This is a genomic window from Microbacterium sp. VKM Ac-2923 (assembly GCF_022815605.1).
Classification (GTDB): domain Bacteria; phylum Actinomycetota; class Actinomycetes; order Actinomycetales; family Microbacteriaceae; genus Microbacterium.
The window spans coordinates 17,514-28,048 of the sequence record NZ_JALGRP010000018.1 but is presented as its reverse complement, the minus strand read 5'-3'; the positions used below and the strand labels follow the sequence as shown (position 1 = coordinate 28,048).

Genomic DNA, 10,535 nt, shown 5'->3' with positions numbered 1-10,535 from the left:
GCTTCTCAAACGCCAACTTCCTCGGCATCCACACCCTCCACACCATGAGGGTGTTGCGCTAGCAACTGGAGACCACCACGCCGGGTGACGGCGTGTCGTGGACACTCAACGGGTCAGGGATGCCGCGGCCGCACCGTGCGACGGCCGCGGGCGCGCGCACCGAGCGAGAGCGAGCCCTGACGTCAGCGCCGCAGGATGCGATGCGCCAGCGCGTTGCCCAGCAGCTGACCCGCCTGCACGATCACGACGATGATCGCCACGGTCACCCACGTCGCCTGGGCGTTGAACTGCTGGTAGCCGTAGATGATCGCGAAGTTGCCGAGGCCGCCGCCGCCGATGTAGCCGGCCATGGCCGACATGTCGACGACCGCGATGAACATGAACGTGTAACCGAGGATCAGCGGCGCGAGCGCCTCGGGGATCACGACGCCGAACAGTACGCCGATGCGGCGGGCGCCCACCGCGCGAGCGGCCTCGACGGTGCCGGGGTCGACGGCCACGAGGTTCTGCTCGACGACGCGGGCGATCACGACCGTGGCCATGATCGTGATCGGCACGATCGCGGCATCCGTCCCCAGGGTCGTCCCCGTCACGGCGCGCGTCACCGGGGCCACGGCGGTGAGGAAGATGATGAACGGGATGGGGCGGATGACGTTGATGACGAGGTTCAGGCTGAAGAAGACGACCCGGTTCTCGAACAGGTTGCCGGGCCGGGTGGCGTAGAGCAGGGCACCGATGACGAGCCCCGCGACGCCCGAGATGAGCAACGAGACGGTGACCATGTAGACCGTCTCGCCGATGGACTGCAGCAGCACCGGGGTGAGGGTGTCCCACTTGTTCACGCGCGCACCTCCACGATCGGCACGACCACGTCGGTGTGTCCGCGCAGCTCGGCGACGATCGCACCCAGGTCGTCGGTGTGCACCCGGTAGGTGAGCGTGCCGAGCTGCTTGCCGAGCACGTCGGTCACCCCGCCGTAGACGACGGAGTGCCGCGCGCCATGCCGGTGGAAGACGTCGGAGACGTCCTCGCTCGAGAACTCGTTGACCTCGACGCTGACGAGGTCTCCCCCGCCCGCGGCGAGCGCCGACAGCGCCTCGCCCGCCGGCACGCCCTGGGTCACCGCCGCGACGAAGCGCTTGGTGAGCTCGGCGCGCGGGTGCGCGAACACCCGGTAGGTGTCGCCGCTGTCGACGACGCGGCCGCCGTCCATGACGATCACCTGATCGCACAGCTCGTGCACGATGGAGATCTGGTGCGTGATGACGACGATCGTGATGCCGAGGCGCCGGTTGATCTCGCGCAACAGGCCGAGCACCTCGGCCGTGGTCTGCGGATCCAGAGCGCTCGTCGCCTCGTCGGCGAGGAGGATCTGCGGATCCGTCGCGATCGCGCGGGCGATCCCGACGCGCTGCTTCTGCCCGCCCGACAGCCGCCGCGGATACTGCGTCGCCTTGTCGCCGATGCCCACGAAATCGAGGAGCTCCGCGACGCGCTTGTCGCGGTCGGCCTTCTTCCACCCCGCCACCTTGAGCGGGTAGGCGACGTTCGCCGCCACGGTGCGCGAGGTGAAGAGGTTGAACTGCTGGAAGATCATGCCGACGCTGCGCCGCAGATCGCGCAGCTTCGCCTCGGAGGCCGCACCCACGTCGACGCCGAGCACCTCGACGGTGCCCGACGTCGGCTGCTCGAGTCCGTTCAGCAGACGCACGAGGGTCGACTTGCCGGCGCCGGAGTAACCGATCACGCCGACGATCGACCCCTCCTCCACGCTCAGCGACACGTCGTCGACGGCGGTCATGGAGGAGCGGCGATCGGTGCGGAAGCTTTTCGAGACGCCCCGCAGCTCGATGACCGCGGTCATCCGTTCTGGGCCTTGAGGGCGTCTTCGAGGCTCGTCAGTTCGTCCTGCAGCTGCGCGCCGGTCCACTCGGTCTTGAACTGCAGGTTGCCCTGGTTCAGCTCGGTGACCGCGGCCTCGACCTCGGGGCTGTGGTACGCCGCCACGAGCTTCTCCCAGCGCGGGTCGTCCTTCTTGTCGTCGCGCGTGACGAACGCGTTGATGTACGGCGCGAGCTGCGGGTTGTCCAGGTCTTCCTTGAAGATGATGAGCTCGTCGCCGAGCCCGCCCTTCTGGGCCTGCGTGTTGTTGACGATGGCGGCCTGGGCGCTGCCGTCTTTCAGCGCGGTGACGGTCTGGTTCGTGTCGACGGGGAGCAGCTCGATCTTCGACGTGACGATGTCGGCCGGCGTCGAGAGGGCGGTGCCACCGTCCTTGAGGGTGAGCAGCCCCGCCGTCTGCAGGTTCAGCAGGCCGCGAGCGAGGTTGGTCGGGTTGTTGGGGATGGCGACCTTCGCCCCCTCGGGCAGATCCTTCACGTCGGTGTACTGCTCGGAGTACAGCGCGAGCGGGTAGACCGCGGTGGCGCCGACCGGCACCAGCGATCCGTTGTTCTCGACGTTGAACTGCGACAGGTAGATGAGGTGCTGGAAGAGGTTCACGTCGAGCTCGCCGTCCTGCACGCCCTGGTTGAGCTGCACACCGTCGTTGATCGTTCGCACCTCGAGCTCGATGCCCTCATCGGCGAGCTTCTGCGTCAGCACCGCCCAGTGCGCCTCCGTGCCGTCGTCGGCGCCCAGGACGATGCGCGAGGAGTCGTCGGTGGATGCCGCTCCCCCGGCGCACCCGGTGAGGGTGAGCAGGAGGGCTGCGGTGGAGGCGCCGAGGATCGTGGCCAGGCGTGCGGTGCGAGAAGTCATAGCTCCACGTCATCACGGACACGCCGCATGCCGAAGTCGCAGCGTTACGGCCGGTAACGGGCTGTCACGCGGGGTAATGGACTTCGCCGATGCGGCATCCGTCGACGATGATCCCGCGGCGCCGATCCTCTCCGGGGCGGCACGGGTGGCAGGCGTGCGGCGGCACAGCCGAATCGCGTTTCTAAGAACCCTCTCGCAGAGGGCTTAGTCGCGTTTTACAGGCCGTACCCAGCATGGGAGACGCGGGACACCCCGCGGATGAGGCGCAACGGGCGCCCACCACCCCAGGAGGCTGCTGTGGTTCACCGGATCGCCCTGTCGTCGCACGACTCCGTCGGGCTCGGACACGTGAGGCGCAACCTCGCCCTCGCCCACGCCCTCACCCGAACGGTCCCCGGGATCGTCGGGCAGGACGTCACCGGCGTCCTCATCACCGGCCAGGCCTCGGCGACGGCGTTCCCCGCCCCGCCCGGGTGGGACTGGGTGGTGGTGCCCAGCGTCTCGGTCGATGACACGGGCTACCGTTCCCGGCACCTCGCGGCCGACATCCAGCGGGTCACCGCGATGCGGGCGGGCGTCATCGCCGGGGTGCTGCGTGCGTTCGCGCCCGACCTCTTCGTCGCCGACCGCCACCCCTTCGGCGTGCACGGTGAGCTGCGTCCCGCACTTCGCGACCTGCGCGCCACCCACCCCTCGTGCACGACCGTTCTCGGTCTGCGCGATGTGCTCGACCGGCCCGCCGTCGCCCGCGCCGAGTTCCGGGCTCTCGGGGGCGCCCGCGCCGTCCGCGAGCACTACGACGCGATCTGGATCTACGGCGATCCCACCGTGCACGACATGCGCCTGAGCGGCGAGACTCCCCCCGGGCTGGCGCCGCTCATCAGCTACACCGGTTACCTCGCGCACGGGCGTCCGACCCGCCCGACACCCCCCGTCGACGGCCCCTTCGTGCTGACCACGGTCGGCGGCGGCTCGGACGGGGTGCACACCGCCGTCGCGGCGGCGGGCGCCGACCTGCCCGCCGGGCACCGCCACATCATCGTCACCGGCCCTCAGATGTCGGCGTCCGATCGCGATCGCGTGCGTGCCGCAGCGGCGCGGACGGGCGCGGAGGTCGTGGACAGCGTCCCGGACCTGCCGAACCTGCTCGAGCGCGCCGCCGCGGTCGTGACGATGGGCGGCTACAACACCGTCTGCGAGGTCATGAGCACCTCCACCCCGGCCCTCGTCGTGCCCCGCTCGGGCCGACGCGACGAACAACGCATCCGCGCGCGCGCTCTGGAAGGCGTCGGTGCGTTCGAGACGGTCGACGACGGATGCCTCGACAGCGACGACGTCTCCGACTTCTTCCGCCGCAACCACCGCACCCGCTGCGCGCGAGCCGGCATCGACCTCGACGGCCTGTCCGCCGCGGCGACCCTCGCGGCGCACCTCCTCGCCCCGACGAAAGGACTCACCGCCCATGCCATCTGACGCCTCCCCCGTGGTCGGTTACGTCGTGAAGATGTACCCGCGCTTCTCCGAGACCTTCGTCGTCACCGAGATCATCGCCCGCGAAGCACGCGGCGAGCGCCTGGAGATCTTCGCGTTGCGCCCGAGCGACGACACCCGCTTCCACGCCGAGCTCGCTCGCGTGCAGGCGCCCGTCCGCGCCGTCCCCGTCCCGCGCCGCCTGTCGGCCGCGTGGGAGGGCCTGCGTCGCGCACAGTCCGACCCGCGCCTCAGCCAGGCCGTCGCCCGGCACCTGCCGGAACTGCTCTCGGTGGAGGCCGACGACGCGCTGCAGGCCGTCGAGATCGCCCGGCAGGCGATCGATCGGCGCATCACCCACCTTCACGCGCACTTCGCCTCCACGGCGACGACCGTGGCGCGATTGGCGGCGCTGCTCGCCGGCATCCCGTACTCCTTCACCGCCCACGCGAAAGACATCTTCCACTCCTCGGTCGACCCGGCCGACCTCGAGCGCAAGCTCTCGGATGCCGCGTTCACGGTGACGGTGAGCGACTTCAACCTCCGCCACCTCGGCGAGACCTTCCCCGCGGCGGGACGCATCGTGCGCGTCTACAACGGCGTCGAGCTCGAGCGCTTCCCGTTCGTCGAGCGCGCACCGCGGTCGGGGCCGCTGCGGCTGCTCGCGGTCGGGCGGCTCGTGGAGAAGAAGGGCTTCGGCGTGCTGATCGACGCCGTCGGGCGGCTCCGCGCCGAGGGGGTGGATGCCACTCTCGACATCGTCGGCGACGGTGAGCTCGCGACCCCGCTGCGCAGACGGGCGGCCGCCTCACCGGCCATCCGCTTCCTCGGTCCGCTGCCGCAGGGGGAGGTCTCGGCGCGCCTCCGCGCGGCCGACGTGTTCGTCGCCCCGTGCCTGGTCGGCGCCGACGGCAATGCCGACGGACTGCCCACCGTGCTCCTGGAGGCGATGGCGAGCGGCATCCCGTGCGTGTCGACGGCGGTCACCGGCATCCCCGAGATCATCCATGACGGCCGCACCGGTGTGCTGTGCACGCCCGGCGATGTGGACTCGCTCACCGAGGGGCTGCGGCGCGTCAGCCGGCCCGATTACCCCGTCGAGGCGACCACCCGTCGCGCGCGCCGGCTCATCGAGCAGCAGTTCGACGCCGCGGCGCAGGCCGAGCGGCTCGCCGAGCTCACCGCGGCCGACGCCGCGACCGACCGGAAGGAGGCGGCGTGATGCGCGTGGCCTATCTCGTCGCCGACCCCGGCGTGCCCGTCTTCGGCACGAAGGGCGCGAGCGTGCACGTGCAGGAGGTCGTGCGGGCGTTCCGTTCCCGTGGCGACGACGTGACGGTGTACGCCACCCGGCTGGGCGATCACGTCCCCTCCGACCTCGCCGATGTGCGCGTCGTCGTTCAGCGCGTGCGAGGAGCGGGTGCGCAGCAGCGCGAGCGCGGCATCCGCGATGCCGTCGACGCTCTGACCGTCGCCATCGTGGCCGACGGGTGCGACCTCGTGTACGAACGGTTCTCGCTCTTCTCGGCCGGCGCTGCCGACGTCGCCGACGCCCTCGGCGTGCCGGTCGTGCTCGAGGTCAACGCCCCGCTGGTGGAGGAGCAGCGCCGCCACCGCGAGCTGATCGACGAGCGGGCCGCGGTCGCCCTCGCCGGGCGCGCGCTGCAGCGGGCCGACGTGGCGGCCTGCGTCTCCGAGCCGGTGGCGGCCTGGGCGCGGGATCACGGCGCCTCCCGCCCGCTGGTGGCCCCGAACGGCGTGAACACCGACCGCGTGCGTCCGCCCCTCGTGCGGCGGGCCGACGACGTACCTCCCACCGTCGGGTTCGTGGGCACGCTCAAGCCCTGGCACGGGGTCGACGTGCTGGTGGATGCCATGGCCGAGCTCGCGCGGCGGGGGCGGCGGGCGCGGCTGCTCATCGTCGGCGACGGTCCGCAGCGCGCGGAACTGGAGGGGCAGGCGAAGAGCCTCGGAGTGGATGCCGAGTTCACCGGCGCCGTCGCCCCGGAGGACGTTCCCGCGGTGCTGCAGCGCCTCGATATCGGCGTCGCACCGTACCGGGCCGCCGACGACTACTTCTCGCCGTTGAAGGTCTCGGAGTACCTCGCCGCGGGGCTCCCCGTCGTCGGCAGCCGGGTGGGCCAGGTACCCGACCTCGTCCGGCACGGACAGTCGGGGCTGCTGACCACGCCGGGCGACGCCCGCGCTCTGGCCGACGCCCTGCAGACGCTCGTCGACGACGCCGCGCTCTGTCGGCGGATGGCCGATCAGGCCCGCCAGCAGGCGGTCGCCGAGCACGGATGGGGCGGCGTCCTCGCGCGCATCCTGAGTGGCATGCCGACGGCGGTGGCGGCGTGAAGCGTCAGAAGACCGCCTCCCCGCGCGCCCTGCGACGGAGCCTCGCCATCGTCCGGCCGCACCTGCGCGGCAAGGCGTCGCTGATCGTGCTGGGCATGGTGGCTCTGCTGGCCGACGTCGTGTTCCGCGTGCTCGAGCCGTGGCCGTTGAAGTTCGTCGTCGACTCGGTGTCGGTGAGCCTCGGCGCATCGACGGGAGCCGCGGCGGGGATCCCCCAGGCGAGCCTCGGACTGCTCGTCGCGTGCGCCACGCTGCTTCTCGGGCTCATCGCCCTGCGCGCGGTGGCGGCGTACGCGAGCACCGTCGCCTTCGCCCTGGTCGGGTCGCGGGTCGCCACCGAGCTGCGGGCGCGCGCGTTCGCCCACGTGCAGTCTCTCTCGGCCCGCTACCACTCGACCGCGTCGTCGGGCGACGTCGTGCAGCGGCTGGTGAGCGACATCGGCCGACTGCAGGAGGTCGCCGTCACGGCGGGTCTGCCGCTGGTGGGGAACGTCCTCACCCTCGTCGTCCTCGTCGTCGTCATGTCGTTCATGGACCCCCTCCTCACCCTCGTCGTGGTGATCGCCGCAGCGCTCTACGCCGTGTCGTCGAGGCGGAGCTCCACCCGCATCACCGACGCGTCGCGCACGACGCGAAAGGGCGAGGGCGCTCTCGCCGACACGGCGTCGGAGGCCCTGGGCGCCATCCGCGTCGTGCAGGCCTACGGTCTGGAGCGCCGCCTGGCCGGTGCCTTCGCCGACGGGAACGACCGGGCCCTCACGCAGGGAGTACGAGCGCGCCGCCTCGCGGCCGGGCTGGAGCGACGCACCGACGTCATCGTCGGATTCGCCACCGCGGCGGTGCTCCTCGGCGGCGGCTGGCAGGTGCTGTCCGGCAGCATGACCCCCGGCGACCTCGTCGTCTTCGTCGCGTACCTCAAGCTCGCCATGCGCCCGCTCAAGGACCTCGCAAAGTACACCGGGCGCATCGCGCGGGCCGCGGCATCCGGCGAGCGCGTCGCCGACCTGCTCGCGGAACCCGTCGAGATCGCCGACGGTCCGGACGCGGCCGCTCTGCCCCGGTTGCGCGGCGACGTCTCGTTCGAGGCCGTCTCGGTCGACGACGGTCGAGGGAGCGCCGTCTTCCGGGATCTGACCCTGCGCATCCCCGCGGGCCAGCACGTGTGCCTGCTGGGCGCGTCGGGGGCGGGGAAGTCCACCCTCGCCGGGCTGCTCGTGCGCGCGGCCGACCCCCGAGCCGGGCGGGTACGCCTGGACGGCATCGACGTCTCCCGCGCCACGATCGCGAGCGTCCGCGCGTCGGTGTCGCTGCTGTTGCAGGAGTCGGTGCTCTTCGCGACGTCCGTGCGGGAGAACATCCGCTACGGCCGGCTGGACGCGACCGACGCCGAGGTGGAGGATGCCGCTCGCCGCGCCTTCGCGCACGACTTCGTCGCCGCCCTTCCCGACGGATACGACACCGTGCTCGGGGCGCGGGGCGGCACGCTCTCCGGCGGTCAGCGCCAACGGATCGCGATCGCTCGCGCGCTGCTGCGCGACAGCCCGATCATCGTGCTCGACGAAGCCACCACGGGTCTTGATCCGCAGGCGCGCCGCCAGGTCGGCGAGTCGCTGCGCGCGCTGACGAAGGACCGTACGACCCTGTCGATCACGCACGATGTGACGCAAGCGCTGTCGGCCGATCGCGTGCTGTGGCTGGAGGACGGCCGCATCGTCGAGGACGGGACCCCGGCGGAGCTCGTCGACCGGGCGGGCTCCCGGGTGCACGCCTGGATGCGACGAGCATCCGACGAGAGTGCCGCAGCGACGACCGGGGGTCGACGATGAACACGGCCGTCCTCGAGCTCGCCGTCCGCGACCCGGGAATCCCGGGGCTGAGAACGCTGCTGGATCCGGCATCCCTCTCCGACGTCGTCGGGGCATCCGTCCACGTGCGTCATCTGCGATACAAGCCGGGGGCGAGCGTGCTCGTCGCCTACACCACGCCGGCGGGGGCTCATTGGGCGGGCGCCTGGTCGGGAGCGGACAAGCCGGCGTCGGCCGAGCGGCGCGACCCGACGGTGCGAGCCCTGCCGGGTATTGCCTGGTCGGCCGGCGGACCCGCACGCAGCGACCGGGTCCTCGCCCGCGCCGTGCAGGATGCCGAACGGCACGAACCGTCCTGGCGACGAGCCGAGATCGTGCGCCACAACCCCGGGCGCCGACTCGTCGTCCGCACCGGCGGGGAGTACGCCAAGACGGCTCCCGGGCGGGCATCCGCCGCCCTCCGCGCCGCCGAGCTGCTCGGCCGGGCGGGCGTGCCCACCCTCGTGCCTCGTCTGGTGACCGAGCACGCCTGGGCGACGGCATCCTGGGGCGACGGAGATCTCGCCTCGTCGCCGTCCCCGGCGCACGCCGCGGCCGCCGGTGCGGCGTTGGCACGCCTGCATGCGGTCTCCGTCGACGAGGCCGGAGCCGTCGAGACGCCCGACGTCCGCGCACGCAGCGCCGCCCGGGCCCTGCGCACCGTTCTTCCCGCGACCGCCCGACGTGTCGACGAGCTCGCACGGCGCCTCCCCCGCGCCCGGCGTCGGGCGATCGTGCACGGCGACTTCAGTGCGGATCAGGTGCTGCACCGTCCGGATGGGCGGATCCGCCTGATCGACCTCGACCGCCTCGGAGCGGGCGACCCGGCGATGGATCTGGCCGGATTCGCCGTCGAGGAGTTCTTCCGCACGGGCGACCTGGCTGCGACGACCTCGCTGTTCGCCGCGTACCGGGCGGCGGGAGGGGTCGCGACCGAGGCGGACTGGCGCGCCTGGACGCCGCTGTGCGCGCTGGAGAGGGCGATCGAGCCCTTCCGTCGGTGCGAACCTCACTGGCCGTCGGCCGTGATGGCACGCCTCGAGCGGGCGGAGGACCTGCTGTGATGCTCCCGCCGCACGAGGTGCACGACGAGCACGGCCGCTGGCGGGTTCGTCGGGCGTGGCCGTCGTCGAGCGGGTGCGACCTCGAGGTCGTGCACGCCGACGGCCGTCTGCGCGCCGGACGTCTGCGGGACGGCGACGTCGAGTTGCTCCTCGCCGGGCACGACAAGCACCTGCCGGCGCTCTCGCGCGTCTGGTCGAGCGGAACCACCGTCTCGTGGCGCCGCGGACGCCGCGTCGTGCTGCGCGCGCACGACGGCTCGGGCTACGTGAAGGTCGTTCGCCGCGAGTCCGTCGCCGCGATCACCCGGGCGCACGACCGTGCGGCGTCCTTCCGCGAAGGGTTCGTCACCCCCGACGTCACACTCCTCGATGCGGCGGGCTGCGTGCACCTCTCGCGTGTCGACGGCCGCACCCTGCACGACCTCGGCGCCGACCCCGGGATCCCGGATGCCGAGGTGCACGCGGCGTGGAACGGATGGGCCCGCGGCTGGGAGCGCGTGCTGGCGGCGCCGTCCGCGGCCGACGCCGCCCCGCACACCGCGACCGCGGAGGCCGAGATCCTGCTGCGGTGGCGCGATCATGCGCTTCGCGTCGGTGTCGAGCAGGCTGTCGCGGCGGCATTCGATCGCGCGGCCGCCGCCCTCGTCATCGACGCCGGCGACGCGACGGCTCCCGCCCACCGCGACCTGCACGACAAGCAGGTGCTGTGGGACGGACACCGGGCCGGCATGATCGACCTCGACACCGCCGCCCGCGCCGAACCAGCCCTCGATCTCGCCAATCTGCGCGCCCATGTCGCCTGGCGGCGCTGGCAGGGGCGCCTGTCGGCCTCGCGCGCGGTGGCCGCGCTGCGCGCGATCGACGGGGTCGCCGCCCGCTCGGACGTCGACCCGATGCGGATCGCCGCGTACGAGGCATCCACCCGTCTGCGTCTGGGGGCGGTCTACCTCTTCCGACCCGCGTGGCACGCGCGCGCCGCGCAGTGGCTGGGGGCGTGCGCGTCGCAGACCCGCCCGTAGGGGCCTGTCGGTCACACCCC

9 protein-coding genes are annotated in these 10,535 nt (G+C 72.4%); 6 read left to right on the top strand and 3 right to left on the bottom strand.

Annotated features, from left to right (window positions below; translation table 11 throughout):
- Positions 1–182 precede the first annotated feature (182 nt).
- The 3 genes from MT347_RS17505 to MT347_RS17495 are packed head-to-tail and all read right to left on the bottom strand — an operon-like array spanning position 183 to position 2,760.
- Positions 183–842 (bottom strand): methionine ABC transporter permease, encoded by a 660-nt coding sequence (locus MT347_RS17505; RefSeq protein ID WP_243502621.1) that lies wholly within the window; start codon positions 840–842, stop codon positions 183–185.
- A complete protein-coding gene (locus MT347_RS17500; RefSeq protein WP_243502620.1) occupies positions 839–1,864 on the bottom strand; it encodes a methionine ABC transporter ATP-binding protein in 1,026 nt (341 codons plus the stop codon). Before MT347_RS17500 ends, MT347_RS17505 begins: the two co-directional genes overlap by 4 nt.
- Positions 1,861–2,760 (bottom strand): MetQ/NlpA family ABC transporter substrate-binding protein, encoded by a 900-nt coding sequence (locus MT347_RS17495; RefSeq protein WP_243502619.1) that lies wholly within the window; start codon positions 2,758–2,760, stop codon positions 1,861–1,863. Before MT347_RS17495 ends, MT347_RS17500 begins: the two co-directional genes overlap by 4 nt.
- Positions 2,761–3,057: 297 nt before the next feature.
- On the opposite strand from MT347_RS17495, the gene MT347_RS17490 reads away from it, so the two are divergent.
- Genes MT347_RS17490 through MT347_RS17465 form a run of 6 tightly spaced genes read left to right on the top strand, consistent with a single transcriptional unit; the run spans position 3,058 to position 10,515 of the window.
- A complete protein-coding gene (locus tag MT347_RS17490; protein ID WP_243502618.1) occupies positions 3,058–4,233 on the top strand; it encodes a glycosyltransferase family protein in 1,176 nt (391 codons plus the stop codon).
- A complete protein-coding gene (locus MT347_RS17485) occupies positions 4,223–5,452 on the top strand; it encodes a glycosyltransferase (RefSeq protein ID WP_243502617.1) in 1,230 nt (409 codons plus the stop codon). The genes MT347_RS17490 and MT347_RS17485 overlap by 11 nt, the downstream gene beginning before the upstream one ends.
- Complete coding sequence (locus MT347_RS17480; RefSeq protein WP_243502622.1) at positions 5,452–6,588, top strand: glycosyltransferase family 4 protein; 1,137 nt, start codon at positions 5,452–5,454, stop codon at positions 6,586–6,588. Before MT347_RS17485 ends, MT347_RS17480 begins: the two co-directional genes overlap by 1 nt.
- Positions 6,585–8,414: an ABC transporter ATP-binding protein gene (locus MT347_RS17475; RefSeq protein ID WP_243502616.1), complete on the top strand. Its 1,830-nt coding sequence runs from the start codon at positions 6,585–6,587 to the stop codon at positions 8,412–8,414. Before MT347_RS17480 ends, MT347_RS17475 begins: the two co-directional genes overlap by 4 nt.
- Complete coding sequence (locus MT347_RS17470) at positions 8,411–9,496, top strand: phosphotransferase family protein (RefSeq protein WP_243502615.1); 1,086 nt, start codon at positions 8,411–8,413, stop codon at positions 9,494–9,496. The genes MT347_RS17475 and MT347_RS17470 overlap by 4 nt, the downstream gene beginning before the upstream one ends.
- Positions 9,496–10,515 (top strand): hypothetical protein, encoded by a 1,020-nt coding sequence (locus MT347_RS17465; RefSeq protein WP_243502614.1) that lies wholly within the window; start codon positions 9,496–9,498, stop codon positions 10,513–10,515. Before MT347_RS17470 ends, MT347_RS17465 begins: the two co-directional genes overlap by 1 nt.
- The last annotated feature ends 20 nt before the right edge of the window (positions 10,516–10,535 follow it).